The sequence below is a fragment of the Methylobacterium sp. J-077 genome (assembly GCF_022829365.1).
GTDB lineage: Bacteria > Pseudomonadota > Alphaproteobacteria > Rhizobiales > Beijerinckiaceae > Methylobacterium.
This window is the reverse complement of sequence record NZ_JAKSYJ010000236.1, coordinates 152,087-178,740: the sequence shown is the minus strand read 5'-3', so window position 1 is coordinate 178,740 and position 26,654 is coordinate 152,087. Positions and strand designations below refer to the sequence as shown.

30 protein-coding genes and 1 pseudogene are annotated in these 26,654 nt (G+C 64.1%); 21 read left to right on the top strand and 10 right to left on the bottom strand.

The window, feature by feature from the left end; genetic code table 11:
* Window positions 1–17 precede the first annotated feature (17 nt).
* Window positions 18–1,613, bottom strand: coding sequence for a chemotaxis protein CheW (locus tag MKL11_RS30605; protein WP_243950695.1), 1,596 nt, complete (start codon window positions 1,611–1,613; stop codon window positions 18–20).
* Between the two features lie 31 nt (window positions 1,614–1,644).
* Window positions 1,645–2,355, bottom strand: coding sequence for a methyl-accepting chemotaxis protein (locus MKL11_RS30600; protein ID WP_243950692.1), 711 nt, complete (start codon window positions 2,353–2,355; stop codon window positions 1,645–1,647).
* Window positions 2,356–2,670: 315 nt separating this feature from the next.
* Here MKL11_RS30600 and MKL11_RS30595 point away from each other — a divergent pair, with 315 nt between their 5' ends.
* From MKL11_RS30595 to MKL11_RS30560, 8 genes are all read left to right on the top strand, one after another.
* Window positions 2,671–3,864 (top strand): tyrosine-type recombinase/integrase, encoded by a 1,194-nt coding sequence (locus MKL11_RS30595; protein ID WP_243950824.1) that lies wholly within the window; start codon window positions 2,671–2,673, stop codon window positions 3,862–3,864.
* Window positions 3,861–4,538 (top strand): hypothetical protein, encoded by a 678-nt coding sequence (locus MKL11_RS30590; protein ID WP_243950690.1) that lies wholly within the window; start codon window positions 3,861–3,863, stop codon window positions 4,536–4,538. The genes MKL11_RS30595 and MKL11_RS30590 overlap by 4 nt, the downstream gene beginning before the upstream one ends.
* Before the next feature lie 69 nt (window positions 4,539–4,607).
* The gene (locus tag MKL11_RS30585) at window positions 4,608–4,832 is read left to right on the top strand and encodes a helix-turn-helix domain-containing protein (protein ID WP_243950688.1); all 225 of its coding nucleotides are present in this window, start codon (window positions 4,608–4,610) and stop codon (window positions 4,830–4,832) included.
* Window positions 4,833–5,042: 210 nt separating this feature from the next.
* Window positions 5,043–5,741 carry a hypothetical protein gene (locus tag MKL11_RS30580; protein ID WP_243950685.1) on the top strand — a complete coding sequence of 233 codons (699 nt, stop codon included), beginning with the start codon at window positions 5,043–5,045 and terminating at the stop codon, window positions 5,739–5,741.
* A complete protein-coding gene (locus tag MKL11_RS30575; protein WP_243950683.1) occupies window positions 5,738–6,655 on the top strand; it encodes a hypothetical protein in 918 nt (305 codons plus the stop codon). Before MKL11_RS30580 ends, MKL11_RS30575 begins: the two co-directional genes overlap by 4 nt.
* Complete coding sequence (locus tag MKL11_RS30570; protein WP_243950681.1) at window positions 6,652–7,146, top strand: hypothetical protein; 495 nt, start codon at window positions 6,652–6,654, stop codon at window positions 7,144–7,146. The genes MKL11_RS30575 and MKL11_RS30570 overlap by 4 nt, the downstream gene beginning before the upstream one ends.
* A complete protein-coding gene (locus tag MKL11_RS30565; protein WP_243950679.1) occupies window positions 7,143–7,376 on the top strand; it encodes a hypothetical protein in 234 nt (77 codons plus the stop codon). Before MKL11_RS30570 ends, MKL11_RS30565 begins: the two co-directional genes overlap by 4 nt.
* On the top strand, window positions 7,376–8,548 hold the full coding sequence (locus tag MKL11_RS30560) for an AAA family ATPase (RefSeq protein ID WP_243950677.1): 1,173 nt from the start codon (window positions 7,376–7,378) through the stop codon (window positions 8,546–8,548). The genes MKL11_RS30565 and MKL11_RS30560 overlap by 1 nt, the downstream gene beginning before the upstream one ends.
* Before the next feature lie 424 nt (window positions 8,549–8,972).
* On the opposite strand, the gene MKL11_RS30555 is transcribed toward MKL11_RS30560, so the two are convergent.
* A complete protein-coding gene (locus MKL11_RS30555; RefSeq protein ID WP_243950675.1) occupies window positions 8,973–9,194 on the bottom strand; it encodes a hypothetical protein in 222 nt (73 codons plus the stop codon).
* 211 nt (window positions 9,195–9,405) lie between these two features.
* Here MKL11_RS30555 and MKL11_RS30550 point away from each other — a divergent pair, with 211 nt between their 5' ends.
* The 8 genes from MKL11_RS30550 to MKL11_RS30515 all read left to right on the top strand — a co-directional run bounded on the left by MKL11_RS30550 (window position 9,406) and on the right by MKL11_RS30515 (window position 16,994).
* Window positions 9,406–9,789, top strand: coding sequence for a hypothetical protein (locus tag MKL11_RS30550; protein WP_243950673.1), 384 nt, complete (start codon window positions 9,406–9,408; stop codon window positions 9,787–9,789).
* The gene (locus MKL11_RS30545; protein ID WP_243950671.1) at window positions 9,786–11,228 is read left to right on the top strand and encodes a hypothetical protein; all 1,443 of its coding nucleotides are present in this window, start codon (window positions 9,786–9,788) and stop codon (window positions 11,226–11,228) included. Before MKL11_RS30550 ends, MKL11_RS30545 begins: the two co-directional genes overlap by 4 nt.
* Before the next feature lie 175 nt (window positions 11,229–11,403).
* On the top strand, window positions 11,404–11,733 hold the full coding sequence (locus tag MKL11_RS30540; RefSeq protein WP_243950669.1) for a hypothetical protein: 330 nt from the start codon (window positions 11,404–11,406) through the stop codon (window positions 11,731–11,733).
* Window positions 11,730–12,770: a hypothetical protein gene (locus MKL11_RS30535; RefSeq protein WP_243950667.1), complete on the top strand. Its 1,041-nt coding sequence runs from the start codon at window positions 11,730–11,732 to the stop codon at window positions 12,768–12,770. Before MKL11_RS30540 ends, MKL11_RS30535 begins: the two co-directional genes overlap by 4 nt.
* Before the next feature lie 219 nt (window positions 12,771–12,989).
* Window positions 12,990–13,418 carry a hypothetical protein gene (locus MKL11_RS30530; RefSeq protein ID WP_243950665.1) on the top strand — a complete coding sequence of 143 codons (429 nt, stop codon included), beginning with the start codon at window positions 12,990–12,992 and terminating at the stop codon, window positions 13,416–13,418.
* Window positions 13,415–14,353, top strand: coding sequence for a phage protein (locus tag MKL11_RS30525; protein ID WP_243950663.1), 939 nt, complete (start codon window positions 13,415–13,417; stop codon window positions 14,351–14,353). Before MKL11_RS30530 ends, MKL11_RS30525 begins: the two co-directional genes overlap by 4 nt.
* Window positions 14,354–14,363: 10 nt before the next feature.
* Entirely contained in the window at window positions 14,364–16,655 is a 2,292-nt protein-coding gene (locus MKL11_RS30520; protein ID WP_243950662.1) for a phage tail tip lysozyme, read from the top strand.
* Between the two features lie 6 nt (window positions 16,656–16,661).
* Complete coding sequence (locus MKL11_RS30515) at window positions 16,662–16,994, top strand: hypothetical protein (RefSeq protein ID WP_243950660.1); 333 nt, start codon at window positions 16,662–16,664, stop codon at window positions 16,992–16,994.
* Window positions 16,995–17,027: 33 nt separating this feature from the next.
* Here the strand turns inward: MKL11_RS30515 and MKL11_RS30510 are convergent, their stop codons facing one another.
* From MKL11_RS30510 to MKL11_RS30500, 3 genes and pseudogenes are all read right to left on the bottom strand, one after another.
* Complete coding sequence (locus MKL11_RS30510; protein ID WP_243950658.1) at window positions 17,028–18,569, bottom strand: protein kinase domain-containing protein; 1,542 nt, start codon at window positions 18,567–18,569, stop codon at window positions 17,028–17,030.
* Between the two features lie 14 nt (window positions 18,570–18,583).
* On the bottom strand, window positions 18,584–18,961 hold the full coding sequence (locus tag MKL11_RS30505) for a DUF2513 domain-containing protein (RefSeq protein ID WP_243950656.1): 378 nt from the start codon (window positions 18,959–18,961) through the stop codon (window positions 18,584–18,586).
* Window positions 18,962–18,973: 12 nt separating this feature from the next.
* Window positions 18,974–19,048, bottom strand: a pseudogene (locus tag MKL11_RS30500) (transcriptional regulator); the annotation flags it as partial.
* 469 nt (window positions 19,049–19,517) lie between these two features.
* On the opposite strand from MKL11_RS30500, the gene MKL11_RS30495 reads away from it, so the two are divergent.
* Together MKL11_RS30495 and MKL11_RS30490 are read left to right on the top strand one after the other, a co-directional pair.
* Window positions 19,518–19,703 (top strand): hypothetical protein, encoded by a 186-nt coding sequence (locus MKL11_RS30495; RefSeq protein ID WP_243950653.1) that lies wholly within the window; start codon window positions 19,518–19,520, stop codon window positions 19,701–19,703.
* Between the two features lie 710 nt (window positions 19,704–20,413).
* Window positions 20,414–21,514, top strand: a complete 1,101-nt coding sequence (locus MKL11_RS30490) for an SMP-30/gluconolactonase/LRE family protein (protein WP_409565939.1) — start codon at window positions 20,414–20,416, stop codon at window positions 21,512–21,514.
* A 21-nt stretch (window positions 21,515–21,535) separates the two neighbouring features.
* Here MKL11_RS30490 and MKL11_RS30485 read toward each other — a convergent pair whose 3' ends face one another.
* From MKL11_RS30485 to MKL11_RS30475, 3 genes are all read right to left on the bottom strand, one after another.
* Window positions 21,536–22,864 (bottom strand): Y-family DNA polymerase, encoded by a 1,329-nt coding sequence (locus tag MKL11_RS30485; RefSeq protein ID WP_243950647.1) that lies wholly within the window; start codon window positions 22,862–22,864, stop codon window positions 21,536–21,538.
* Entirely contained in the window at window positions 22,861–23,313 is a 453-nt protein-coding gene (locus MKL11_RS30480; RefSeq protein WP_243950645.1) for a LexA family protein, read from the bottom strand. Before MKL11_RS30480 ends, MKL11_RS30485 begins: the two co-directional genes overlap by 4 nt.
* A 180-nt stretch (window positions 23,314–23,493) precedes the next feature.
* Window positions 23,494–23,661, bottom strand: coding sequence for a hypothetical protein (locus MKL11_RS30475; protein ID WP_243950643.1), 168 nt, complete (start codon window positions 23,659–23,661; stop codon window positions 23,494–23,496).
* A gap of 768 nt (window positions 23,662–24,429) precedes the next feature.
* On the opposite strand from MKL11_RS30475, the gene MKL11_RS30470 reads away from it, so the two are divergent.
* The 3 genes from MKL11_RS30470 (at window position 24,430) to MKL11_RS30460 (ending at window position 25,366) form a co-directional block, all read left to right on the top strand.
* On the top strand, window positions 24,430–24,606 hold the full coding sequence (locus MKL11_RS30470; RefSeq protein ID WP_243950641.1) for a hypothetical protein: 177 nt from the start codon (window positions 24,430–24,432) through the stop codon (window positions 24,604–24,606).
* A gap of 20 nt (window positions 24,607–24,626) precedes the next feature.
* Window positions 24,627–24,878, top strand: coding sequence for a hypothetical protein (locus MKL11_RS30465; protein WP_243950638.1), 252 nt, complete (start codon window positions 24,627–24,629; stop codon window positions 24,876–24,878).
* Window positions 24,879–24,970: 92 nt separating this feature from the next.
* Complete coding sequence (locus tag MKL11_RS30460; RefSeq protein WP_243950636.1) at window positions 24,971–25,366, top strand: response regulator; 396 nt, start codon at window positions 24,971–24,973, stop codon at window positions 25,364–25,366.
* 647 nt (window positions 25,367–26,013) lie between these two features.
* On the opposite strand, the gene MKL11_RS30455 is transcribed toward MKL11_RS30460, so the two are convergent.
* Window positions 26,014–26,451, bottom strand: a complete 438-nt coding sequence (locus tag MKL11_RS30455; RefSeq protein WP_243950634.1) for a hypothetical protein — start codon at window positions 26,449–26,451, stop codon at window positions 26,014–26,016.
* Between the last annotated feature and the right edge of the window lie 203 nt (window positions 26,452–26,654).

Genomic DNA, 26,654 nt, shown 5'->3' with positions numbered 1-26,654 from the left:
GGGTGGTGGACCCTCGCTCAGTGGGCCGTGAGCTGGACGGCGGCGGCTTCCTGCGTGTCCAGCAGCTGCATCGTGTCGAGCAGAAGGACCATGCGCTTCTGGCTCTCCAGGTTGGCGACCCGGCGGATCAGGCGCTGCTGTGCGTCCGAAAGGTTGGGCGCCGCACCGATCGCCTTGGCCGAGATCCGCATCACCTCCGACACCGAATCGACGATGAAGCCGGTCCGGACGCCGCGGACGGTGAAGACCATGATCCGCTGGCGGTCGTTGCGCTCCGCCTCGGCGAGGTTGAAGCGGCGGCGCTGGTCGACCACCGGCAGGACGACCCCGCGCAGGTTGATCACCCCCTCCACGAAGGACGGCGCCTTCGGGATCCGGGTCAGCTCGTCCGGCACCCGGACGATCTCCTGCACCGCCTCGATCGGCACGCCGTATTCCTCGCCCATCAGGCGGAACACCACGAACTGCTCCTCGTCGGCGGCGTCCTGGCGCTCGTCCCCGTCCTGTCGTCCGTCGGTACGCATGCCCTCGTTCCCCGCTGTGGCCAGCTTGCGCAGCTCGGTGGTGTCGAACATCTTCTCGACCGACAGGACGGAGACCAGCCGACGCCCCTCCTGCAGCCGGCAGATCGCCTGGATCTCGTCCATGCCGCCGTCCTGCGACAGCAGGGCGGGCATCGCCTCGACCAGGCTGCGGCTGACCCGCAGCACCTCCTTGACGCTGTCCATCACGACGCCGACCGAGACGGTCCCGCCCGCGCCGAGCGACACCACCACGACCTTGTTGGTCTCGGTGAATTCCTTGGCCTGGAGGCCGAACATCTCGCGCAGGGACACGAGCGGCAGCAGGCGGTTGCGCAGGGTGATCACCCCGAGCACGTGGGCCGGCGCGTTCGGGACGTGGGTGAGGTGCTCGGGCAGCTGGACGATCTCCTGCACCCGCTCGATCGGGAAGGCGTATTCCTGCCCCGCCACCTCGAAGCTCACGAGCTGGTCCTCGTCGGCCTCGACCTCGGCCCGGGCGGACGAGGCCGCGTCGGCGGCCTGCACCTGGCCGGCGGCCCGGCGGGCCTTCGTGGAGAACTGGCTGAACTCGCGGCTGACGAGCTGGGCCGCGTCGAGGATCATCACCATCGACCGGCCGTCATCGCCCTTGATCATCCCGGTCAGGAGGGCGGTGTCGACGCTGCCCTCGATCGCCGAGGTCGGCTCGATCCGGTCGGGATCGACGGTCACGACGTTGGCCATCCGGTCGACCACGAGGCCGATCGGATTGCCCTGGTCGAGCACCACCACCCGGGTGGAATCGTCGTTCAGCACCGGCGGGAAGGCGAACACGTCCCGCAGGTTCAGGACCGGCAGGACCGTGCCCCGGAGGTTGGCCAGCCCCAGCAGCGAGGCGGGGCTGAACGGCACCCGCACCACCTCGGGGATCCGGATGATCTCCTGCACGTCGGCCAGCGCGACGGCGAACATCTCCGTTTCGACGTGGAAGATCACGAACTGACGGGCCTCGCTGCGTCCGTCCTCCGGGTCGGGCCGTGCGGCGGCGGCCAGATCGGGCGCGAACCCGGAATCCAGCGCCTGCACCGCCTGAGCTGCTGCGTTTGCCATGGTCGGTCTTTCGCTCTCCGGACGGTTCGGCTCAGGCGGCCTGGAGCTCGTCGGCGAGCGAGGCGATCTCCTCGATCGCGGCGGCGAGCTGCTCGGCGCCCTTGCCCTGCTCGGCAGCGGCGATGCCGGCCTCGGCGGAGGTCCGCGCCGCCTGCTGGGCCGCGGCGGCGACCTGCTCGATCGCGGTCTGGACCTCCCGGACCATGCGGGTGATGCCGTCGGCGCCGGTCAGGACCTCCTGGTTGCCCGTCAGCACCTCGGCCATGTCCTTGACCACCGCGTCGAGGTTGCGCGAGATCGCGCCGCTCTTCTCGACCTCGGTGGCGGCGCTCTCGGCGATCTCCTGAAGATCGCCGCGCACGAACACGATCGTGTCCTGGATGGTCTTGACCGTGTCCTTGATCCGCTCGGCGTTCTCGGCGGAATCCCGGGCGAGGTTGCGGATATCCGTCGAGACCACGGCGAAGCCCTTGCCGAACTCGCCGGCGCGCGCCGCCTCCACCGAGCCGTTGACCGCGAGCATGTTGGTCTGGATCGAGACCGTGGTGATGGCGTCCACGATCTTGTCGATGCGCCGGCTGACCTGCTCCAGGGACGCGATCTGGTCGCGGCTGACGCGGCCGGCCTCGACGGATTGCTCGAGGCCCTCGATCATCCCATCGACCAGGCCCTTGTTCTCGATCAGCAGCCCCGAGATCGCCTGCGCCTTCTCCACGGCGGTGCCGGCCAGCGTCTGGGTCACCTGGGCGCGCCGCTCGATCTGCGCGATCGCGGCCGAGGATTGCTGGGTCGCGGCCGATTGCTGCTGCGCCCCCTTGGTGATCTGGTCGAGGGCGATCGTGACCTGCGCGGCGGCCCGGTTGATCTCCTCGACGGCGCTGGAGAGCTCCTCCGCCGCGGAGGCGACCTCCTCGGTAACGCCGTCCCTCGACGTCCCAGGCAGTCTCGCAAGCAGCTGCTAGAAAAGAATATTTTTGTGCCCGAAGTGCCCAGCGGCTCGCTGGCGTTCCCGCAAATCCGTGTTTACGGTGTGGGTAACAGAGCGGGTGTAGATCCTATGCAGGGTAAGCTCACAGCCCTCGGTGTGGCTCGATTGAAGACACCGGGGATGTACGGCGACGGGCACGGTCTTTGGCTCCAAGTCGCTGGCAAGGGCGGCAAGAGCTGGATCTTCCGTTTTAAGATTGCCGGCAGGGCTCGGGAGATGGGGCTCGGTTCCGCACACACGTTCAGCCTGGCCGAGGCGCGAGAGCGCGCCCGCGAGTGCCGCAAGCTGACGGCCGACGGTATCGACCCAGTTGAGGTCCGAAAGGAGAAGCGTCAGGAGGCAGCAATCGCGGCTGCCAAATCCGTCACCTTCCGCACCTGCGCCGAGAAGTACGTTGCTGCCCACAAAGCCGGGTGGCGCAATGCCATCCATGCAGCGCAGTGGCCGTCATCTCTGGAAAACCACGCCTATCCTGTGCTGGGTGACCTACCTGTGCAGGCGATCGACACCGTGCTTATCATGAAGGTGCTGGAGCCGATCTGGACCACGAAGGCCGAGACGGCGACCCGGGTGAGGGGGCGCATCGAATCCGTCCTCGATTGGGCGACGACCAATAGCTACCGGCGCGGCGAGAACCCTGCGCGTTGGAAGGGCCACCTCGCCAACCTGCTGCCGAAGCGGTCCAAGGTGAAGCGGGTCGTCCATCATGCGGCGGTCCCATTCAAGCAGATGCCCGACTTCATGGCCGATCTCAGGAAGCGGCACTCGATCCCGGCGAGCGCGCTCGAATTCACGATCCTGACGGCCGCCCGTTCCGGTGAAGTACTCGGCGCCCGATGGTCCGAGATCGACATGGAGTCCGGCATCTGGACCGTGCCGGCCGAGCGGATGAAGGCTGGCATCGAACACCGTGTGCCATTGTCGGCGGCGGCGCTAGCGGTCCTAGACCGAATGCAGGGCGTCGATGATACCTTCGTCTTCTCTGGCGCCCGGAGCCGTCGCCCTCTCACCGACAAGGCTCTGCGGAACGCCCTCGCCGATATCAGGGACACTGGCGTGACCGTTCACGGCTTCAGGTCGTCGTTCCGAGACTGGGCCGGTGAGTGCACCTCATACCAGCGCGAACTCGCCGAGATGGCGCTGGCGCACATGGTCGGCGATGCAACCGAACGGGCCTACCGGCGCGGCGACTTGTTCGAGAAGCGGCGCGAGTTGATGGACGCTTGGGCTTCGTGGTGCGATCAGAACGGAGTGGCCCTATGACTTGGGAGCCAGGCCACGATCCTGATCGTAAAGCACGACTTGAGGACTTAGCTGAGCAAATCTTTACTGTGATGACTGGCCTTCCTGCTGATCCCAGCAATCCAAGAAGCGAGTCAGACATCCGCCGCTGGTCTGCGAAGGTAGCTCAGTCCTCGCCATGGCCTATGCCATTTCACAACGGCATGACTAAAGCCAAGCGATCCGTCGTCAAAAGCGAGATTGAAAGCTTTAAGCGCGCGATGGAAAAAGCCGAGCAGTCACTTCTAGCCTTTCACAGCCCAACGTTCGGTAAAGCAATCGAAATTGGAACAAGCGTTTGGGACGTTCGAGCTTCTATGCAGAATGCGATAGATTTTGCGAAAAATATGTCAAATGTTTCCCTCGCAGATATACCGGAGAAAAATCAAAAATCCGGCAAGGGTAGCGAACGACATAGAGCAGAGGCAATCGCAAGCCATTGTGCAAATTATTATTACTGGATCACTGGGGAGAATCCATCCAGAAATTTTAGGGAAGACATCGCCACTATAAGCAAGTTTGAGTTATTTCTTGAAAATATATTCCATATCTTGAAGGTCGACGCATCCGTTGACGGCGTCGCGAAGGTGGTGATCCGCTCGTTCAAAGCTACGCGGACGAATTGGTCCCGAAAGCAGACCAAACCGTCCATATGACTTTGTAGATCCGCGTCCTTAGCTTTCGATCGTACCCGGAAGTTCCGAGGGCTACCAAGGATAACCGCCATGAACGCAGTAGTTCAGGGCGCCGCAGTCGACCTGCGCGCGCCAACGGGAAAGCTTTTGCATCGCCGCCTCGACGCTCAGCACACCCTCAGCGTCAGCAACACCACGTTCCACCGGCTGGTCGAGCAGGGGAAGCTGAAGGTCGTCCACATCGGCCGATCGAGCTTCGTCACGGACGAGAGCCTGCGCGCCTACGTGGCGTCTCTGGTGCAGGAGGCCGCGTAGCCGCATGGCCCAGAAACAAGTTGAGGGACGGAGCGCCGGCCAGCGCTCACGTCCCTCGGAATGTCTATCTCGCCAGATTGACCGTTCCGAAATAGCACCCGCCCCCTTCCGCGTCCATAGGCTCACCAGCCGCTTCGGCCTCCCTCCCGCCACCGCGGCGGCGCTCGCCGAACTCGCGTACCCGTCCCTCGACACATGGAGGGCGACGCGATGAACGCATCCAAGCCCTACGGCACCTTCCCCACGCCCTACGGCGTCACCGTGCCGGTCTACCTGCCCAACCAGATCAATCCGGCCGACCCGGAGCAGGTCCTGTTCAGCATGGATGGCACTGCGATCTTCGCCGGCATCCACGACGTGGCGGAGCGCAAGCGTTTCGCGGCAGATGCGCAGCGCCTCGGGCGCATGCCCGACTTCGAGGACTACGGTGGTGGCCTCATCCCCAAGGTGCCGCTCTCGAAACCGCGCGAGCCCGCCTATCCGCGGGTCAGCGGCATGGAAGCCGACGTGCCGATCGAGGCGTGGACCACTGGCATGCTCGACCGCTTCCGGTGGTGCGACCGGGCCGACTTCCTCATCGATCTTATCGGCGAAAACCAGGAGCAGGCGACCTGGAGCCGCGATGCGATCGTCGAGGAGATCTACCCGCTCGGCCTCTCGATCGTGCTCACGGCCGCCCTCGAACATCTCTGCGAAACCGAAATCGACTGCATCGAGGCAGCCGCGCTCTACGCCCTGACCGAGCATGAGGAGTGGCGCGAGGCTGGGATCGCATGGCTTCGGCCATTCCGCGAGACGTGGTTCCGCGACTGGCGGGACGGCCACCCCCGCTACAGGGCGTTCGCCAACCGGATGGTGAAGGTCTTCGCCCTCCCGCGGTGGCTTGGTGAAGCGGGAGGCGCCGCATGAGCGCCTCGCCCCTCAACTCAGTTTATCCAGCTAGCTCGATAAAGCGTCAGCGCCGCTCCAAAATGGAGTTGGCGGTCATGCGTCGCGCCATGGTGAACACCGTGGCGTTGCAGAAGCCGATGACTCTCCGTCAGCTGTTCTACGCCCTGACGGTCCAGGGCATCGTCGACAAGACCGAACAGTCCTACGCCATGGTCGGCCACCAGCTGCTGAAGCTGCGCCGCGAGGGCGTGATCCCATGGGCCGACATCTCCGACAACACCCGGTGGGTGCGCCGCCCGCGTACTTATCATGGAGTCGAGCACGCGCTGCACCTGACCGCCGAGACCTACCGGCGATCCGTCTTCTCTCAGGTCGAGGAGCGGGTGGAGGTCTGGTGCGAGAAGGACGCGCTGGCCGGCATCATCATGGACGTGACGCAGGTGTACGACGTGCCGTTGTACGTCTCCCGGGGCTTCGCATCCGACTCCTACCTCCACGAGGCTGCCGAGGGCATCTGTGCCGACGGACGCCCGTGCGTGATCTATGAGTTCGGTGATCATGACCCGAGCGGAGTAGCCGCTAGTGCCGCTACGCAGCGGAAGCTGTTCACCTACATCGACGAGATCGCGGCGGACTCAGGCTACGACGAGAACGTGACCTTCACCCGTATGGCGGTCACGCCGGATCAGATCCGCATCCTTGGCTTGCCGAGCCGGCCGACCAAGCGCGAGGGCAACTCGCACGCGATCGGGTTCGAGGGCGACAGCGTCGAGTTGGATGCCCTGCCGCCGGATGACCTTCGCTATCTCGTCGAGGCGTCGATCAAGCGGCACATCCCGGACTCTATGCTGATGGCGCTTCAAGTCGCCGAGGCATCGGAGCGCGACGCGTTGCGTGCTTTTGCCCGAACCTTCGATGGAGGCCGGGCATGAGCACCGCTCCCGAGATCTGCATCGTGGCGATCGACCCCGGGCTGACCGGCGCCGTCGCCTTCTACTTCCCGGCCTACCCGGAGCGGGTATCCGTCGACGACATGCCGGTGGTGAACGGCGAGGTCGATGCGCACGCTCTGGAGCGGCGGATCCGACAGCTCGGCCCGGCGCTCGCCGCGGTCGAGCGGCAGGGACCGCAGCCGCGCGACGGGTGCAAGCAGGCGTTCGGCATCGGCGCGGCCTACGCCACCGCCAAGACCGTCGCCACGCTGTGCCACCTCCCGGTGCACTTGGTGACGCCGTCGGTCTGGAAGCGGCATCACGGCATTCTTGGTGCCGCCGATCCGAAGGAGGCCGGTCGGGCGCTAGCCCAGCGGCTGTTCCCGGCCTCAGCCGAGAGCTTCAGCCGGAAGAAAGACCACGGGCGCAGCGACGCTGCTCTCTTGGCTCGCTTCGCTGCAGATACGATCAGCCGGGGAGGCGCAGAATGAACGCGCCCTTCCATAGCCCCGAACGGGCGGCGATGGCCGTTCACACCTACGACGCCGTCGCCGAGGCCGCGTCGATCGCCGAAGCCTATTCACGGATGGCGTCGGAGATGGCGGCGATAGGGGACGCACGCGCTCTTCGGTACGCGCTGCGCCAGGCCGCCGTCGCGCTTAGCAGCGCGGCGGACGCCGCGGCGTTGCTCAGTCCCTCCGGCTCGCGCGGAGGCGCCTAGTGTCAGAACGCGCCTACAATAGCCCCGCTTCGGATTGGTCGCACGCCGCCGACGACTTGGATGCTCGATTCGGCGACGAGCCTCATCAGCAAAAGGAGCGCCCCGCCGTGGGGCGCTTCCCCCTCATCGCCTTCGACCAGATCCGACTGAGCACCAGCCCGCGGTTCCGTGTCCGTGGCTTGCTACCGATCCGTGGCCTCACTGTGGTGTGGGGCCCACCCAAGTGCGGCAAGAGCTTCTTGGCCTTCGACATGCTGATGCACGTCGCGCTCGGGTGGCCGTACCAGGGCCACCGGGTCGAGCCCGGCACCATCGTCTACTGCGCGCTGGAGGGGCAGCAGGGCTTTGAGGCCCGAAAGGTCGCCTTCGAGCAGGCGCACCTGGATTCATTCGAGGGCGAGGTGCCGTTCTACCTGATGCCGGCGACGCTCGCGCTCGTCGCGGACGCCGCCGAGCTGATCGCCGCGATCCGCGCGCAGTTGCCCAACGGCAAGCCGCCCGCCGTTGTCTGCCTCGACACACTCAACCGCAGCTTCACCGGCTCGGAGAGCGACGACCGGGACATGACCGCCTACGTGCGCGCCGCAGACTCTATCCGCGACGCCTTCGGCTGCCTGGTGGTCATCGTCCACCACTGCGGGCTCGAAGGCACCCGCCCCCGGGGCCACTCTGCCTTGGCCGGCGCGGTCGACGCCCAGCTTGCGGTGAAGAAGCTCGGCGACGGCTTCCTGAGCTGCACCGTCGAGCTGATGAAGGACGGGCCTGACGGCGAGACGGTCACCTGCCGGTTGGAGCGCGTCGAGGTCGGCGTCGACGATGCGGGCGAGCCGATTACGTCGTGCATCGTTAGGCCGGAAGAGGCTACCGGCGGTTCGCCTGTCGTCGAGCGGCCGCGTAAACCATTGCGGCCAGAGCAACGCGTTGCTTTGGAAGCTTTATCCGAAGCGCTGATCAGCCACGGGAAGCCAGCGCCACATTCCTGTGGGGCTCCGACCAAAACCAATGCGGTTCACAGGGACGCTTGGCGCGAGGAGCTCTACCGCCGCGGTGTGCTGGACCGGGCTCACTCCAACCCGAGTGTAGCGTTCAGCCGCATCCGCACTGGATTGGCCGCCGTAGGGGCCATTGCAGAGCGCGATGAGCTGATCTGGAGACCTAACCTCGTGCCCTAACACCTAACACCCTCTTAGAGGGGGTGTTAGGTTAGGTTAGGTCCGGCACACGCCTAACATGTTAGCCAGATGTTAGGTTGGCGTTAGATGTTAGGGCACGGCAGGGTGCGGTGGTGGGTATGTCGCCCGTCAGAACCGAGCAAGCACCGACACTGAACGGGACTCGAGCCGAGTAGAATCAGCGACGCGATCGAGCCGACTTAGGCGGCGTGCGCTGTACGGGATCGGTCGAATCGGGGTTGTGAGACGGCGCTCACACGCGAGCCGCACCCCTCTAAAAATCTAGCGCGGGCAACTCGCCCCCTCGGAAACCCTAGCGGCGGATGGGCCTTCCGCCGCCGAGACCGAAAAATATAGCAACGTCAGTGATTTAGATTTTCGCTCTGAGCGCTACCCACATCGCGCCCCACGATCACGGGCATTTCTAACCGGATTGCTCACCGTTCACGGCGCTGCCGATCTCAGCCTGCGCCGCGGCCTCAAGCTGGTCAGCGGTCAGTTGGTCCCGAGCCGGATTGAAGATGTGCACCTTCCAGCCCTGCCGGACCAGGCGATTGTGCTGCTCGAAGGCTATCCACGCTGAGGCGCACCGGAAGTCTTTCTTCGCTCGGCCCAGGGCCGCTCGGATCATGTAGTCGTCCGCCACGTCCACCTCCCGTTGGCGTTCAGCTCATGCACGGCACAGACCACCGTCCAATGCCTGGCTATTGGCCCTCCGAATTCTGATACCGCGCGGTCTGACAAGAGAACAGGCGAACGCCAGGGAACGACTGCGAACGTCCAGGAACGGGAAATATCAATATTGGACAAATCATTGGACCGAGACTATATTTAACGAAACATAATCGGTCGGTCGAATGTCGCTCCAAGCTCAACCTGCCACTACCCGCTCGCCCAAGCAGCGCTCGGCGCTCGCCAACGGCAGCCGGCCGTTCCTCGTGACCGTGCCGGGTAGCACCGAGGCGGCGAGGCACTACAAGTCCGTGCTGGACGAGGTGGAGGCCGAGCGCGGCGGTAAGGCCAGCATGTCGGTCACCCAGCGCGAGGCTGCCCGGGCCTATGCCGGCCTAGCCGTGGAGCTAGCCAAGCTGCACGCGGCCATGGCGAGTGGCCAGAACGTCGATCTGGAGGCCCTGGGCCAGATCGGCGACCGCATGGACCGACAGGCCCGCAGGATGGGGCCTCCGAAGGCTCCTGAGCGTCCTGGGCTGCGTGAGCGCTATGCGAGGCGCCCGGCATGAACCCAGCCTGCCGCCCCCTCTGTACCATGCGCGAGGCCCTGGCCGATCCCGCCATCTTCGGAGAGATCCTGCCCGGCGAGACCTGGACGCCGTGGCGTGCCATCCTGATCGCCTCCCGGGGCGAGCCGCTGACCGACGATGAGCGGGTGATCTTCACGGCCCTGACCGGCCGCGAGCGTGAGCCCGAGCGTCCCGTCGACGAGCTATGGGGCATCGTGGGCCGTCGCGGCGGCAAATCCCGCGCCTTCAGCGTGCTCGGCTCCTACCTCGCTGGGCTGGTGGACTACGGCGCCCTGGCAGCCCCCGGCGAGCGGGTAAAGCTGCCGATTATGGCCTCGACCACGGTCCAGGCCGCGAAGGTGTTCAGCTACGTGCTGGGCGTGTTCACGCACTCGGATGAGATGCGGGACATGGTCGAGGGCGAGCCCACAGTCGACACCATCCGGCTGCGGGCCGGCGTCGACATCGAGGTCCGCCCCGCGAACTACAAGACGATCCGCGGCGAGACCCTGGCGGCGGCGCTCTGCGATGAGGTGGCGTTCTGGCACTTGGAGAACAGCGCCAATCCGGACACCGAGATCCTCGACGCCATCCGCCCTGGGTTAGCGACGACCGGGGGCCCGCTGTGTGTCCTGTCCAGCCCTTATGCTCGGAAGGGCGAGCTGTACCGCACCTACCAGCGCGACTACGGGGCAACGGGTGATGCGACGGTGCTGGTGCTGCGGGCCCCCTCGCAGACCATGAACCCGGGACTGGATCCTGCGGTGGTGAAGCGGGCCTACACCCGCGACCCGGCTGCCGCCTCGGCCGAGTATGGCGCCGAGTTCCGCCGGGATGTCGAGGCCTTCGTCAGCCTTGAGGCGGTGCAGGCCTGCGTGCCGGGCGATCTGCGCGAGATCGGCCCGATCGGGGGCACCACCTACAGCGCCTTCGTGGATCTGGCTGGTGGAGGCGCCGATGCGATGACGCTGGCCATCGGGCACAGCGAGGGCGAACTGGCGATCCTCGATGCGGTTCGCGAGATCCGCTCGGTCTCGCCCGACAGCATCGTGGAGGAGTTCGCGGGCCTCTGCAAAGCCTACGGCATCGATCGGGTCGTCGGCGACCGCTATGCCGGCGAGTGGCCGCGGGAGCGGTTCCAGACCCGTGGGATCACCTACGAGGTCTCGGAGCGGTCGAAGTCCGACATCTACCGCGAATTCCTGCCCCTGCTGAACAGTCAGCGGTGTCGGCTGCTCAACGTGCCGAACCTCCAGCAGCAGCTCGTCTCGCTGGAGCGCCGCACCACCCGTGGCAGCGGCAAGGACATCATCGACCACCCGCAGATGAAGGGCGCGCACGACGACGTGGCGAACGCCGCTGCCGGTGTGCTGGTAAGCCTGCAGAAGCAGCCCGGAGACTACGACCCCGGCATGTGGGCGAGGCTGCTCGATGACTAGCGCGACCACCAGCCCTGTTGCGGTCAACCTCATTCGCCGGATCGAACGACGGTCTCCCTGTCCTGTCGTTCGGTGCGAAGCCCGGCAGTCGAGCATGGGGTTCTCCGACCCGTTGCTCCTGCCGGGCGAGCCCATCCCGCCCATCACTCCACCTACCGCTTGAGGAGCATCTGAGATGCGGAGCAGCACCATCGACATCGCGATCCCGACACGAGACGCAGCGCCCAGACGTAGGCAGCCATCGGGTACTCAGAAGCTCCAGCGCGTGCTCGACAGAATCCATAGCAGCCTCGACACGCTGAAGGCTGCCACGGATCGGGTCGCTGAACGCAAGGCGCTCGCCGACGCCCGCGCGTACCTCACCAATCCGCCGCCCGAAGTGCAGGCCGTCCGTGATCGCGCCGCCTTCGACCAGGCGTGGCGCGACCGTGCTCAGCGCCAGCGCCAGCAGAACAAAGACCGGCAGGAAGCGGCCGACAAGTTTTTCGGAAGGACCACCCGATGAGCAGCCCCGTCCACGATTTCGCCCCGCAGGTTCCGCGCTTCAACAGCGCCGCCCCGGCTGCCGACGTTGACCGTCGTGACCATTCTCGGGCTGCAGTCCCCGTGCCGGCCGCTGCCCCTGCGCCTGCCGTGGATCGGACGCTCTACCAGCCGTCCGACGCTCGGGTGACGGTGTTGCCGACGCGGAGCAGCGCCGCCCCAGCCTTGCGCGAGGCTCCGCGCAACCATGCCGAACTCAACGCCTTCCTGGCCGAGCGGGCCCTGTTGGATGTGTCCCGCCCGCCCGCCGAGCTTTCGCTTGCGGCTCAGACTGGATCGGCGCTGGCGGTGCTCGACGCCCATCAGCAGTCCGCCCGCCCGGTGCCCGAAATGCCGGCACTAGAGGCCGAGGCGCGCGCCAAGCTCCGAGATGCCCTCGACCGCCGCGCAGGCGCCCGTGAGGCTGTTGTGGCGAAGGAAGGGGCATTGGCGAACGCCAAGGCGGTCGAGCACGAGGCCATCCTCGCGGAGAGCCGTGGTCGCCTTGCCGAACTGGACGGCGGTGACGAACTGGCCCGCAAGATTACAGAGTGGTCGGAGAAGGGCGGCGAGCAGCCCGACCTCGCCCCCGATCCGGCGAGCCTCGATGCTCGTCACGAGCGTGATCGTGCCCGGGTGAAGGCTGCCGCCGCCCGGCAGGCCGTGGCTGCGATCGGCGAGGTGCTGGACGCCAAGCGCCACGCCCTTGCCGAGGCCGAGGCTCAGGTTCAGGCCGCAGCCCGGGGCGTGATCGAGGCGGTGGCCGAGGACATTGCCGCCGAGGGTCGGAAGGCCGGCGCAATCCATCGCCGTGCCGAGCTGGCAGCCCATGCGCTTCAGCGGATGCACGGTGGCGCCGGGGTCTCGGTCTACCGGCTGAAGCCTGAGACGGCCGAACTCGCCAAGACCTTCACTGGCTTCCGTACCAACGAGCCGACCGACCTCCTGTCGCGTGCCACGACGACGTGGCTCGGCTTCCAGCGGGCGCTGGAGACGGATGCAGACGCTGCGCTCGGGTGAGTCCTCCCCGGTGCGGTTCCCGGCTTCCATGGGTCGGGCACGACAAGGCAGCGAGTGTCGTGAACCAACAACCCTGCCAGCCGGCGCGGTCCCGTCTCGGAGCCGGCGCCGGCAACCACCATCACGGCGCTCTAGGCGCATGCAGGCCAGATCAAGCCGGTAACTGTCATCAAGAAGTTTGAGATACCGGCCGCGTTCAACGACCTGCTGACGCGCGAGGTGTTGGTCGGCATCCCCGGCGGCAGTCAGCGCTCCGCAGAGCCGGGGCAGCCAAACCCACCGGACAATGCCACGCTGGGTTATCTCAACGAGTTTGGCGTGCCGGAAAAGAACATCCCGGCTCGCCCCTTTTTGCTGCCCGGCGTCGAGAGCGTGAAAGAGGCGGTGGCCGCCCGTCTCAAGAAGGCGATCCCACTCGCCATGGCTGGGGATCGGGGCGCTGTAGATGCCACCCTCAATGCCGTTGGGCTGATCGCAGTCGATGCGGTTCAACAAAAGCTCTTGGACGGGCCCTTCCCGCCACTGAGCCCGCGCACGCTGAAAGCTCGCAAGGCCCGCGGCCGCACGGGCGAGAAGCCCCTCATCGACAAGGGGCTCCTCCGCCGCAGCATCACCTATTCGATCCGCGAGAAGGGGCCCGGCCGGTGACGCTGCAGTACCTCCGCAAGATCAACTTGACCGTTCAGGGTAGCTCAGGATCCCGAGATTTCTCGACCCTGCGCGTCGCTTTTCGTGTCGACCAGCAGACCCGCCAAACTCCGAACACGGCCGAGATTTCAATCTACAATGTCTCACGGTCCACAGCACAGCAGTTCATCAACAAAGAATATACCCGTGTTAGCCTGTCGGCAGGGTATGAACAGAATGCCGGCATCATCTTCCAAGGCAACATCAAATTCAGCCGGTTCGGCCAGGAAACGCCCGTCGACAAGCGATTAGATATCTTCTGCGGCGACGGCGACGAAGCGTACAACTATGCGGTGACCAGCAAGGCGTTGCCGCCCGGCTGGACGCACGCCGACGTGGTCAATGCCGCACTCGATCCGATGAAGGCCTACGACGTGGCTCGCGGCTACATCGCCGGCCTGCCGCCGACCAAATTCAACGGCCCTCGCATTCTGTTTGGTCCCTCGAAAGACATCCTGCGGGACACAGCCAAGGCCACCGGCACAGAATGGTCGATCCAGAACGGCCAGCTTCAAATCCTGCCGAAGGACGGCACGTTGCCCGGCGGCGATGTGGTGCTGAATTCTGATACCGGCCTCATCGGGCTACCAACGCAGACGCCCGGTGGGATTGTCGTAAGGTCGCTGATCAACCCTCGCGTGACGCCAGGGTGTGTACTTCGCATTAACAACAGCTCAATCCAGCAGGCGTCGCCAGACCTTAGCTACACAGGCGAACTGAATAACGCCAAGATACCGTCGCTCGATGCAGATGGCCGATACAAGATTTATGTCATCAATCGCATCGGCGACACTCACGGCGGCCCGGGCGGCCCTTGGTTCAACGAGATGACGTGTTTGGCGGCGGACAAGAGCGGCTACACCCCGCAGAACCTCCGCCAGTATCTGACAGATTGAGAATTGGCCCATGGCAGGCGATGTTCTTTCCTCATTCATGCTTGCGATCGGCTGGAAGGCTGATGAAGCCTCGCTAGCGGCCACGAAGAAGTCGGTCGCAGATTATGAGCAGGCCGTCATCAAGGCCGAAAAGGCGATTGAGGACGCCCGCTGGGCCGGAGCCAAGACCGAGGAGGAGGTCGCCCGCCTATCCCGCGAGACAAACCTGAAGCTCGCCAAGGAGGCGCTTCAGCACGCCAAAGACGAGGATGCGCGCCGCGGTGAGGCGGACAAGAAGCAGGCCGAGGCAATTAAGGCCGCGAAAGCGCGCCTCGCCGACTTCGCTAAGGTGGCTGTTGGAATTGGCGCTGCGATTGAAGGGGCCGCCTTGGCGGTTCACGCGGGCGTAGTCAAAGTGGCTGAGTCCTTCGACACGCTGAACTTCACCAGTCAGCGCACCGGCTCGACCGTGCGAAGCATCCAGGCCATCGGTTATGCGGCCTCACAGATGGGGTCCAGCGTCGGCGCAGGGGTGTCGTCCTTGGAGAACTTCGCGCGGACCCTGCGGCAGTCGCCCGGCACCTACTCAATGCTAGAACGCCTTGGGATCAAGACCACCGACGCCAACGGTGTGAAGCGTACCGCAGACGCTCTGTTTCAGGACTTCGGCAAAGCTCTGAAGAATAAGCCCGGCTATCTTCAGGATGCCTACCTTCAGGATCTAGGCATCGATGAAAAGACCGGCCGCGCTCTCATTCAGGGCTTGGACAAATATACTGAGGAGTACAACGAAAAGCTGCGGCGCACGGGTCTAGATCCGGACAAGGCCGCTAAGGATGCGGCCGCGCTTCAGCGCACGTTCGGCTCGCTCGGCGCTAGCCTCGATATCATCGGGCAGAAGGTGGCGTCCAAGCTATTTGAGGGCGAGAACAACGGCTTCCAGAAGTTCGTGGATTGGCTCGACGCGCACGGTGATCAGATCGCGGAAGTGATCGCGCACATCGCGCAGGTGGTGCTGGAACTGGCGAAGGCCTTGCTGGAACTAGTCACCAGCCCAGAGGCGAAAAAGTGGTTTGACCAGCTGATGCTGGCGTTCGGAGACTTCAACAAGGAAACGGGGAAATTTGAGGCCAACGTCGACAAGATGAAGCTGGCGTTGGGCTTATTCGGCACGTTCGTGGCGACAACCTGGCTTGCGAAGATCCTCGGGGCGTTCGGCGGCCTCGGCGCCGGTTGGGCGACATTGCTCCGCATCCTCGGCATCGGGGCTGGCACGGCGGGAGCTGTCGCTGTCGGCACGGCGGTCGGCGCCGATCTCGCCACGCCGAATGCCCTCAAGCCGGGCTTGTCGGACCAGTGGGATGAAGATCACGCCGGCGCCTCGCCGGGTGGGGCAGTGGGTGCCGCCAAGCGTCTTGCTCGGCGAGCCTACGGTGCCGTTAAACGCGCACTCGGTGGTGGCAGCGCGGAAGCGCATGCCAACGGAGGCGAGGCCGCGGCGCTCGACGGAAGCTACACAGGCAACGACGGTCGACGGGCGGCTCGCGGCCGTATGTCGGCGGTCGGCGCCCAGCGCGTGGCCTCATGGATGGACTTCTTGCAACGGCCGGTCGCCGAGGGTGGCGAAGGCATGCCGAAGGGCAAAGCGCAGGCGATGATCGCCACGATGCAGGGCGAAAGCGGCTTGAACCTCGATCCAGGCGGCCCCGATGGCGACAGTGGGCACGCCCACGGCACGGCTCAGTGGAGCGATGCCAACGGCAACCCACGGTTCCCTCTTCTGAAGAAATTCGCCGTGTCGCAGGGCAAGGATTGGAGGGATATGCAGATACAGCAACAGTATCACCGGATGGAGATGCTGGGGCTTCCTGGCGCGGTGAGCCACAACCACGCGTATCGGGCAATCATGAATGCGCAGACTGACGGCCAAGCACTTTACGAAGCCATCGCCAAATTCGAGAACCCGCAGAAGCACGCGCTGGCCTACCAGATCCGTAAGCCGTTCCTTGATCGGCTGCAGCGGGCGGATAGCGCGCCGCCGGCACCAGCAGCGCCGAAGCCGCCGGCCATGACCGTGAAGGACGTGTTCCCGAAGGGCGTCCCGCCGGTATTCCAGAGCGGCAGCCTTCCGTCGTTCGCTCGACCGGTGGCGCCGAACGTATCAAGCTCCGACTACAGCAAGACGAACCACATCACGGTCAAGCAGGGCGACGTGAACGTCAGTGGTGTGGACGACCCGAAACGCGCGGCCGAGCATGTCGGAACCGCGCAGGGCTACCACACCTCGGATCTGATCCGGAACCTGCGCCCCGTTCTCGCCTGAGGCCCCATGTCCAACGTCATCGAGTTCCGGAAGAAGGTCGAGCCCGATCGCTTTCCGACCTACGAGCTGAACCCCGCCGTCGTGTACGACGAAGTTCGGTGCATCTATGAGGCTCCCGGCATTCGTCTCGGACTGTTGGTGGAGAAGGGCGACGGCCCGACGCCGTTCTACCTTGCCCTCCACGACGGCGCGGGCGGGAAAGCCATGTGCCTACGGATCTGGGAGCCCCTGGAGGCGCACGACATTGGGAATGATGCACTCGTAAATCACTGCATCATCGTGGGCCGCGCCCTGGTGCACGCGCACGAGGTGCTGGGCCTGCGCATCCCAGCAGGGTAGCCGCCGAGATGGAGGTGATGAAGTGCAGCTCGCTCAAGTCAAGTCAGAAAAGGTCTGCTCAATAAAAACACCAATGACAGAGTCGATGTGACTGATGACGTCACCTTGTTTTTCGGGCCAATCGGATAATTTAAATTCTAGCATAGCTACTTCAATCCTTTGATTTTGGGATGGCGGCTGTCGTTGCCACCCGAACAAGCTCCTAGTGTCGACGGACAGGCTATGATTTTGTATTTCCATCGGAATTCTGGGATGATCGATCCCGAAGGCAGCATAGGACTTTTGAGGCGCGCCTTTGTAGGTCGTTAGCGTCAGCGGAATAAGCAAAAACTCTTCGTCAGTGGGCTCGGCGTTGGTTGATGGGCGAGCTGTATTCATTTGTACGGTTACTCTAACGACCCTTTTAGAACACAGCCAAAATTGAAGTTCACTGATCTTGTGTTGACGCTGCGCGCGGGAGACGGTCAGGCAGACTGACAAAAATGGATTGGCGCGCAGTGTGCCGAAGGCGATATTAAAACCGGCCGGACTGGTTTCTGTGACTCTCACCGCAAGTTCCCCGCCCTCCGCAATCAGGTCAGCGGCAGCCTTCATAGGCCCATTTATTGTGTCTTTGATACTTTCGACCACCCGCTTGCGCATTGCGTCATAAAGTTCGCGCCTGCGCTGCAAATCATGATGGGCTTTATCGAAGTCCTGCACTTTGCGCTTCGCCGCCAGTATGGCGCCTCGAACATCCCCCGAGATCCCGTGAGTTTTCGCCTCGCCAGTCCACGACAGAACCCGCTCTAGGCGCACGATTACGTCGCCCATATCGGTGATACGACGTTCTTGTAGCGCGACCATGTTCGAGAACAGCGCTCGTAAAAGCTCGCTCTGCTCTCCCGGTGGAAACGACTGGTCGTAGGTCGTCGCGTTGACTTCCTCACGATGGAAAGTTCGCCCGCCACTAAGCAGATAAAACAAGGTCTGACCTAGTGAGTAAATGTCTACCTCGGGAGGCACTTCCTCGGCACGCCCAGCTTCGATCTCCGGCGCAGCGAAACGCCTAGGCCCCATCACATCTCCAAACGGAGTGTCATTTTCGGCCTTTTCGAGGTGGCAGATCCCGAAATCGCTGAGCCAGACGTTGAACGACTGATCCGGAAACAAAATATTTGCCGGCTTGACGTCGCGATGCGTGACCTTTTGTTGATGCGCTGCTTGTAAGGCTTTGGCCACTTGCAGGCCGACTCTCACGGTGTTCTCGATACTGCCGGTGAAGATAGGGAGGCGCCGCTCCGCATCACGCTCAGCGGCGATCGGCATCACGAGGTAATGCCTCTCGTTGTCGCCTTCGGCCATCAGGTCTGAATTGTCGATCAGCTGAATAATGTTCGGGTGCTGAAGCCTCTTCAGGGCCTCGACTTCGTTCCTGAACCTATCGAGACGCCGCAGATCTCGGAGACGCTTAAGCGCGTACTCCCCCGAAAGCGCGCCGGTGGTGTCGACGACGCGGTAAACATCGCCCTGACCTCCGCCGCCCAAATTGCCCACAGCCTTCCAGCGATCGCCGTATAGACCTGATTTTGCCATGCCAAACTCACGGATCAGCTTAATGGTAGCCCGAGTTTCTGCAGCTCAGCCTTAGCGTAGCCTTTCGCCAGTTCGACAATGAAGCCGAAACCTGCGCCGGCTGCCTTCGAGGCGCCAGATTTAGTTTTTCGCCAAACATCATCATCGCGGATCGTGTCTACGAAATCGCAGCCCAACCATGTTAAATCGATCGGCACTTGGCCCAGCGACAAATCCTTGATGCAAGTTACAAATCCGGCATCAGCAATAAGCTTGTAATGATAGCGGAGCTTGTCGAGTTCTAGTCCGTTTTCCTCATCCGTCTTGCCTATCAGCTCCTCATATCGCGTCTGCATTTTCCCTGCTTCGACGTCGAGTAGGATGTTTCGGATGAAATCCATATCGCGCTTCATGAGGGTTTGACCTTACGCCTTCCGCAGCCGCACCCCCGGCCCCTCGCCGTTCTCCTCGACGAAGATGACGCCAGCGGCTTCGAGGGCGCCTTAAGCACCTTGCCTCGCCTACGGCCATCCTATTCTGCGGCTAGGCGCGCATCGGCCTCACGCTGGACGAACCCGCGAGCGGCGAGCAAGAGGCCCTGCCGATTTTCAGGGTCTCGGATGGCTTGCCAGAGGCGCAGCAGTTCGGTCGCATCAGCAGCATCAGACTTGAAAGCTGCTACCCCAAAGAAGGCCTCAACCGGCACTTCGAGTGCCTGGGCCACTCGTTGCAGCTGCGGCCCGCCCTTTCCCGCATAGACCGTTGGCCGAGGGTCGTTTGGCATTCCCATGCTCTCCATCAGCCACGCAACCGGACAGGACTATTGCACGCTTGAATTGCAGGCCAGATAATGGCCTGCAACCGTGCTATGCAATAATTCAACCGCATGGCACCCCCGTAAAACTACCGGTTGCACCAACGTCGCACGCCGACAATAGGCAGGTAATAGATTTACTGACGACGGAACCGATGACCGAGGATACGGGCCCCGAGGCGATGCTGGACGCCTGTATCGCTGCCTATGACGCAGTGAAGAAGCATGGCACGAGTGAGATGCAGTTGGCTGCTCGCATTCTCCTGCAGTTGGTCGGCGAGCAGATAGCCCAAGAGATCTCGCCTCTAGCTACTGACGCGAGCAACGAGAACGTCGGCTAGCGCTCGCAACGATCGGGGTCGCTTCGCCCTCGGCGCCTATTCCACTAGACGGTGGAATAGGATCAGAGCGAAGGATCTAGTCCTCATCGTCCGGGCGCCGATCGCGACGGCGACGGACACGTCGCTCATCCTCATAGCCCTCTGCTGCTCTCGGCGGAACGCCAACAGCCTCACCGTCTTCAATCCCTTCAATCACATTGCGCCTTCCGTCCCGTCCTTCGGTGCCCCCAGGTTCTGTGACCGCTGGCTCGCCGCCGGGCGCTATGAAGGACTGTGCTGGCGCCAAGGTCGTGCCGCCCAGGAGAACGGCGAAGGAAGCGACGAGGGTAAGTTTCGCCATGGGGCGATCCTCCGTTCGATCACGGCCGATGGGGCATCGCTGATCAGAACAGGATGTAGGGCCGTGATTCGAAGGGTCGAGCAATCGCCAGTTCAGCTAGCCTTTCGCCTTCAGGTGCTCGGTGTGGGGCTTCACGGAACGCTTTCAGTCATATCGCGCCGTCGGATCTCGATGCCGAGCGCTTAATCTGCTCGCTTTGGCTGTACGGATCAACGCTGATCGGGTGCGCAAGGCCGGGCGAGCCGTGATGGAATGGCGCGCCAGCGTGGGTTAGAGCCAACGCACTTGTCAAAAATCGCCCGGGAACACCGGTGGTCTTTCGTGCCTTCAGCAGGGTACCCCGCAACGACGACACTCATGGTCGCGCATGATCCGCTCTTCGATCCTCGCCTTCCTGCTCGTTGGGTTTTCAGCGTTACCCAGTCACGCTGCTGATGCTCAGGTCGGTCCCGACGCGCTCAAGCCGATGCTGCAATCGGACAGCTTGGTGTTCAACGGCTTCACGAAGGCGAAAGATGGCCGGCTGTTCTCGCCATTCCAGCGCCAGACGAAGGGTAAGGGCATCGAACTCGGCGAATGGCGCAACGGCAAGCCTGTCGCATTCCCGGACGAGGCGTGGAACGCCTGGAAACAGGGTGACGACCCGGCCAAGGCCTTCGTGGCGGTCAATGCTATCCGCATCGGCCCGGACGGCGATCTTTGGGTGGTCGACAAAGGCGCACCCGGTATGGGTGAAGCACCGCTTCCAGGTGGCCCCAAACTCGTGCAGATCGACCTCGCGACCAACGCCGTTCGCCGGGTCTACCCGCTGCAGGCGGGGACGACCGATCGGAGCTTCATCGACGATTTCCGGTTCAACGGCCGCAACGTCTACCTGACGGATGCCGGTCAGCCCGGGCTGATCGTGCTCGATCTCGACACGGGAACCCTGAGGCGCGCGCTCGACGGGCACTGGTCGACCATTGCGCAGCGTCCGCTCACCGGCCAGGGCCGCACCTTGCGGGACGACAAGGGCAAGCTCCTGTTCATCCACGCCGATCAGCTCGAAGTCTCCCCCGACGGTAAGACGTTCTACTACCAAGCCTGCACCGGCCCGCTCTACAGCATCGAGACACGCTATCTCGACGATGCCGGCATGAGCGACGCCGAGCGAGCCAAGCACGTGAAACTGTTCGCAGCCACCGTGGCGACGGGTGGGACCGCGATCGACGCAGACGGGACGATCTACGCGAGCGACACGGACGGGCTGCGCATCCTCAAGATCGCCCCGGACGGGAGCATGAGCACGCTATTGGAGGATCCGCGCTTGGTCTGGGTCGACGCCATGTGGATCGACGAGCAGGGCGGCCTGTGGATCCCTGCGGCGCAGATGAATCGGACGCCGACGATGAACGGCGGCGAGGCGTCGGCGGTGAAATTCCCAACGACGATCTATCGGCTGGACATCGGCGCGAAGCCGTTGCGCAACTGATCACAGCTCGGACCAACGCGCTCAGGCGTGGGCGACCGGCAACTCGGTGACCTGTGTCGTGTAGCGCGGCGTGCGCATCTCGAACTTGGTGTTCCATTCACGCCGGGTCACGAGCCCGGATCGGGCCGGTACTACCGCGCCGCGCCCCCACCGGGCGTTGCAGGCGTCCATGGCCGCCATGAGCGGTCCTGATCGTTCGCGGTCCATCTGCCCGATCAGCGCCCGGGGGCTGTGCGACAGCGGCACTAGGTCGTTGGTGATGATGCCCGCCTTCGAGTACCGCCAAGGCCGCTCCCCGGGCTCGCGCCACGTCTTGGCTACCCCGTGCCGGGCGGCTTTGATCAGCACCAGCGTGTCGTTCGTGTGCTCAGGCAGACTGACCGTTGTTGAGACCGATCGCATCGGGGCGTCCCGGTCATGCTCGCTGGTATGGTAGAAGATGGACACGTGGTTGGTGGCCAGCCCCTCGCGCCGCAGCTTTTCGCCCAGCCTGGTGGCGTGCGCGGCCACGGCCTCTTCGAGGACCGCCCGTTCGGTGATGCGGCTGCTGAACGACCGCGTGACCGCGCAGCCCTTCCGCCGCGCCGGGACCATCTCCAGCGGCAGGCAGGCGAGCCCGCGCAGCTCATGGATGATGCGCTCGCCCACCACCGTCAGGCCCTTGCGCACCGGCCGAGGATCGAGGTCACGCAAATCCGCCACGCTCTCGACGCCCATGGCCTCCAACTTCGCCAGCGAGGCTCGGCCGATGCCCCAGACCTCGGCCACGTCGATCCGGCAGAGCCAGTGCGCGTAGGCAGTCGGGTCAGTTAGATCGCACACGCCCTGCAGCTCAGGCACGGTCTTGGCGATGTGGTTGGCCAGCTTCGCCAGCGTCTTGGTGGGGCCGATCCCGACGCACGTAGGGATCCCCGTCCAGGCCCGCACGGTGGCGCGCAGATCCCGCGCGAGTTCCACCCGTAGGCCTGGCGCCACGTCCGAGAGGTTCAGGAAGCTCTCGTCGATGGAGTAGATCTCCACCCGCGGGCTGAACTGCCGGTAGACCGCGTTGGTGCGGCCGCTCATGTCGCCGTAGAGCGTGTAGTTCGAGGAGAACACCCGCACGCCCTGTCGCCGGCACATCTCGCGGATCTTGAAGTAGGGATCGCCCATCTTGATGCCGAGTGCCTTGGCCTCACTGCTCCGGGCGATGGCACAGCCGTCGTTGTTCGACAGCACGATCACCGGTACCGCGGCGAGCTTCGGATCGAACACCCGCTCGCACGAGCAGTAGAAACTGTTGCCGTCGATCAGCGCCACCGCCCCGCCGCCGCCGATCCGATCGCGCAGACGCGGCGCCTGCACGCTCACGACAGTCGGCCCCGGGCGACGTGCCAGCGGATCGAGAACCGCACCACCCCCCAGATCAGGCCCTCTCCCAGCTCGTCGACTGCGAAGGCGGGCAGCTCCGGGCTACAGAACGCCAACCGGGCGACGTTGCCGTCGATCACCAGGCGCTTGCAGCTCATCTGGCCATCGATCGCTGCTACCACGACGCTGCCGTGGCTGGGCTTGAGGCTGCGGTCCACGCAGGCGAGGTCGCGGTCATAGATGCCGGCTCCCTCCATCGAGGAGCCGGAGATCCGCCACAGGAAAGTGGCGGGTGGGTTTGGCACGAGCCAGCGCGGCAACTCCAGCGCGCCTTCCAGGAAGTCGTCGGCCGGCGATGGGAAGCCAGCACACAGGGCGTGTCCGATTAGCGGAACCCGCACGGCATCCGAACCCTGGATCAACAACTCGTCGACCCGATTGAGATGCACCTGCCCCTCCGTCGCATGAGAACAAATGCGAACAGACCCGATGCGAGGCCTTGGTTCAACGGATGATCACAGAGGGCGCGATTTGGCGGTGAAGTGCTGTGGATCGTGTCGAAGAACCAGAGCGCCGTCAGTTACTTACGGCGACCGACCGCTGCGAACGCGCCCATCTCAGGGCCTGCCTCAGGGCGTCGGTGGCCGTATCACCACGACCGCGGGAGGGCTGACGATCCACTTCGGCGCGGTCGTCTGGCGCGATGTATCTAGATCCGGGAGCGTGTGGTGCATCGCATAGGCGACATCAGGGCCGAACCGAACCAGCACGATCAGGGCGATGAGGGCTGTGCGCATGCAGGGGCAACGATCGGCACCGGCGAGCGCTCCCATCAGTCACTCCTCTTGCCGAACCCCTACGCCGGCGCCCTGCGTGAGCCACCGCAATCTGATGGCTTGAGCCAGATTGTCCAATTACGCTCACTGGATGAATAACGTCGTCACCTTTCCGAGGGGTCGCGCTCCAGGCCGCGGCACTGAGCAAACCGTTGTCGTCACGATAACCGACCGGGATGGCTCGACGCTCGTCTCGATCCCGGTTGTCCCGCCGGAGGGGGGGGCGTTCTGATTATGCCCACCGATCCAGTCGAGATCGCATTCGCCCGGGCGGCGCTTCAGCACGCACTTCGGCAGATCGATGCTTCCGGTACCGATCCCGACATGGGGGCGGGCTACACGGCCGCCTAACCGCGGGCCCTGAAAGCTGCCCTGCTGCGCGTGATCTTGTAGCTGGATTCGAACAAATTACCGGGTGTCCCGCAGCACATCGATCCGCGGAGCTTGGGCATAAACCTCTCTCTACGACGGCAGCCGCCGCCCTTCCAGTGGAGATTGTCATGTCCCTCTCATCCCGCGTCGTCCTGCTCAGCGGTGTCGTTGTCCCGGCTGGCGCCTTCCTCGTCGGCGCGTATGTCGCCCTCGTCGGCCTCGCACTGCCGATGCACTTCGCCTGAGCCATCCTCAAAGGAGCGCCACCCATGCGGCATGCTGACCGATTGAGGTAGCGCTGGAACGTCGCGGACGCCGCTACGCTTGATCGCTCAACATATGTGGGAGGGTGTAGTGATGAAGGTGTTCCAAATCCGCCAGGCGACGACAGGCACGATCCTCTGGACTGGCTCAGCCGCAGACCCGATCGCTGCCCTCGACGCCATGGCCCACGAAGCCGGGTACTACGACCATGCAGACATCCCGGATCACCTGCGGGCCGGTGGCCTACACGCAGAAGAGATCCGGGTCTGAAGTCATCGAGCGTAGTGCCGGTGGCCGATCAGCAGACGTGCGAGGTGGAGGTTGACGGTGCATGGAGCGCCGTCAGTCTTCTGGACGCGCGTTCCATCTACAGGATGGTTCCGAAGCGCTGCCCAGCCTGCCATGGGCAGGTGATCATCGCGGGCAACTTCACCTCTGGTGGAAGCTACAAGCTGCAGCACCGGCGCAGCCATCCCGGCTGCCCGCTGACGCCTGCCGCGTTCACCGGCACACCATCGCGGCACCCGCAAGCCATAGGCTGACTGTCTGCTCCAATCGAAGACCATCCCCTCAACCACGGGACGCAATCGGGTTCAGCTGCGTTAGTGCGGCACCAATCGTGTGGAGACCCCGAATGGCGGACGCCCTTGCGCCGCGGCTAGCCGTGCTGGTTGTCGAAGACAGCCCCGTGCAGCTCATGGAAGCGGCTGCAGCCTTGCGGGATGCTGGCTACGAGGTCGCCGAGGCTGCTACCATAGAGGCCGCACAGGCCCATCTGGCGGCTCGGCCCGAACTCGTGGCCATGATCGCAGACGTGGACCTCGCTGGTGAGCCCCTTAGCGGCTTTACCCTGGCCAAGGCTGTCGCGGCACGTTGGCCCGAGCTCGCTATCCTGATCGTATCGGGGGTGGAGTGGCCGGGGGCTGAGCAGATGCCCATGGGCGCTCGCTTCCTGCGTAAGCCCTTCGCGGCTGAGGGGCTCGCCGAAGCACTTCGAACCGTTCTGGCGGCGCGGGGGATCGGCTCGTAAGCCGACCACCCACGCCCGGCGCAAGCTCAATCCGTCAAGACGGCAATGAGCGAGAACGATGTGGCGAGCACGAACGTGCCTGCCACGAGGGATGAGATAAGCAACATGTGGGGGCCTTGGGGTGCCGATACGACTGTGTTCTTCCAATGTCCAATGATCGTGCCTAGTTGCGATCCAGCTGTGCATATCCGCTGAGCGTTCGTGGCCCCTTATCGAACGTGACCGCAGTGCAGGCTGTTTAAGCGGCGCCATTGCCCTCGGCATCGTCGTCGCCAACCTCCAGGAGCCAGTCTGGCAGGATTGGAACGACCTCTCCAGCCACCTCGCCGGCGCTCTGTAGCGCCCTTTCCGCTTGGGCCTCGGACGTTTCCCCCCGGACCTCGGCGAAGAGCTCGCGCGCTAGCTGGTCGAGCTCCTCGTCTGACAACTTTTGGTCTGGCTCGACCGACATGAGCATGCCCCCCTTATAGAACCGGGCGCTCGGCCCCGCCCCGATCTGATCACGGGACAGGGCAGCATCCGATCTCACCAACGGTGGGCCGCTGCGCAACGTGGCCCAACAGCATCATGCCAAACCCCAGTTACGAGCGAGTGTATGGCGCCATTTGTAAGCCAGCTGCATATAGCTCAGGCGTAAGACGCCAACCTCAGTAACCGTAGTAGCCATACGGCCGACGGTAATAGCCGTAGGGGCCGCCGTAATAGCCCACCGGAGCATACCCACCGTAGGGGCCGCCGTAGCCATATCCGTAACCGCCGTAGGGATACCCGTAGCCGCCGGCGAGGCCGTATCCAACGGCTGCACCAGTCAGGAGGCCCAGACCCAAGCCGTAGCCGCCGTAGCCATAACCGCGGCCATAGCCGTAACCGAAGCGGCCATAACCGCCACGGAACCCACCGTAGCCACCACGGAAGCCTGCGCCGCGGAAACCGCCACCGAAGCCACCACCCCGGAAGCCGCCGCCAAAGCCACCACCGTGGAAGCCACCACCGCCGAAGCCACGGGCATCAGCACCAGTGGGAACAAACGCAATCGCAGCCAGCAGCGCTGTCGATGCAAGAGTAAGACGTTTCATCAGGATCATCTCCTATCCAGAAGCGTGATCCGAAAACTCGGCCTGGTGCACACGGGATCCCATCATGTGCAGTGCAAGTGGTCGCAGATTTGTATCAATATGTTGCTGATAGACAAAAAAGCCCGACCAAGGGGAGATGATCCTTGGTCGGGCGCTTCCATACCGAGCAATACGGGGCGGTGTTGCTTGGTACAGTTGCTAAGCCAACCGAT

Bases quoted from the DNA above. Each gene is read 5' to 3' on its own strand.
- MKL11_RS30510 (WP_243950658.1), bottom strand. From the start codon at position 18,569: ATGGCAAAATCAGGTCTATACGGCGATCGCTGGAAGGCTGTGGGCAAT.
- MKL11_RS30505 (WP_243950656.1), bottom strand. From the start codon at position 18,961: ATGAAGCGCGATATGGATTTCATCCGAAACATCCTACTCGACGTCGAA.
- MKL11_RS30595 (WP_243950824.1), top strand. From the start codon at position 2,671: ATGCAGGGTAAGCTCACAGCCCTCGGTGTGGCTCGATTGAAGACACCG.
- MKL11_RS30580 (WP_243950685.1), top strand. From the start codon at position 5,043: ATGAACGCATCCAAGCCCTACGGCACCTTCCCCACGCCCTACGGCGTC.
- MKL11_RS30520 (WP_243950662.1), top strand. From the start codon at position 14,364: ATGGCAGGCGATGTTCTTTCCTCATTCATGCTTGCGATCGGCTGGAAG.
- MKL11_RS30460 (WP_243950636.1), top strand. From the start codon at position 24,971: ATGGCGGACGCCCTTGCGCCGCGGCTAGCCGTGCTGGTTGTCGAAGAC.
- MKL11_RS30470 (WP_243950641.1), top strand. From the start codon at position 24,430: ATGAAGGTGTTCCAAATCCGCCAGGCGACGACAGGCACGATCCTCTGG.
- MKL11_RS30605 (WP_243950695.1), bottom strand. From the start codon at position 1,613: ATGGCAAACGCAGCAGCTCAGGCGGTGCAGGCGCTGGATTCCGGGTTC.
- MKL11_RS30535 (WP_243950667.1), top strand. From the start codon at position 11,730: ATGAGCAGCCCCGTCCACGATTTCGCCCCGCAGGTTCCGCGCTTCAAC.
- MKL11_RS30575 (WP_243950683.1), top strand. From the start codon at position 5,738: ATGAGCGCCTCGCCCCTCAACTCAGTTTATCCAGCTAGCTCGATAAAG.
- MKL11_RS30590 (WP_243950690.1), top strand. From the start codon at position 3,861: ATGACTTGGGAGCCAGGCCACGATCCTGATCGTAAAGCACGACTTGAG.
- MKL11_RS30515 (WP_243950660.1), top strand. From the start codon at position 16,662: ATGTCCAACGTCATCGAGTTCCGGAAGAAGGTCGAGCCCGATCGCTTT.
- MKL11_RS30540 (WP_243950669.1), top strand. From the start codon at position 11,404: ATGCGGAGCAGCACCATCGACATCGCGATCCCGACACGAGACGCAGCG.
- MKL11_RS30550 (WP_243950673.1), top strand. From the start codon at position 9,406: ATGTCGCTCCAAGCTCAACCTGCCACTACCCGCTCGCCCAAGCAGCGC.
- MKL11_RS30455 (WP_243950634.1), bottom strand. From the start codon at position 26,451: ATGATCCTGATGAAACGTCTTACTCTTGCATCGACAGCGCTGCTGGCT.
- MKL11_RS30475 (WP_243950643.1), bottom strand. From the start codon at position 23,661: ATGCGCACAGCCCTCATCGCCCTGATCGTGCTGGTTCGGTTCGGCCCT.
- MKL11_RS30545 (WP_243950671.1), top strand. From the start codon at position 9,786: ATGAACCCAGCCTGCCGCCCCCTCTGTACCATGCGCGAGGCCCTGGCC.
- MKL11_RS30570 (WP_243950681.1), top strand. From the start codon at position 6,652: ATGAGCACCGCTCCCGAGATCTGCATCGTGGCGATCGACCCCGGGCTG.
- MKL11_RS30565 (WP_243950679.1), top strand. From the start codon at position 7,143: ATGAACGCGCCCTTCCATAGCCCCGAACGGGCGGCGATGGCCGTTCAC.
- MKL11_RS30495 (WP_243950653.1), top strand. From the start codon at position 19,518: ATGACCGAGGATACGGGCCCCGAGGCGATGCTGGACGCCTGTATCGCT.
- MKL11_RS30585 (WP_243950688.1), top strand. From the start codon at position 4,608: ATGAACGCAGTAGTTCAGGGCGCCGCAGTCGACCTGCGCGCGCCAACG.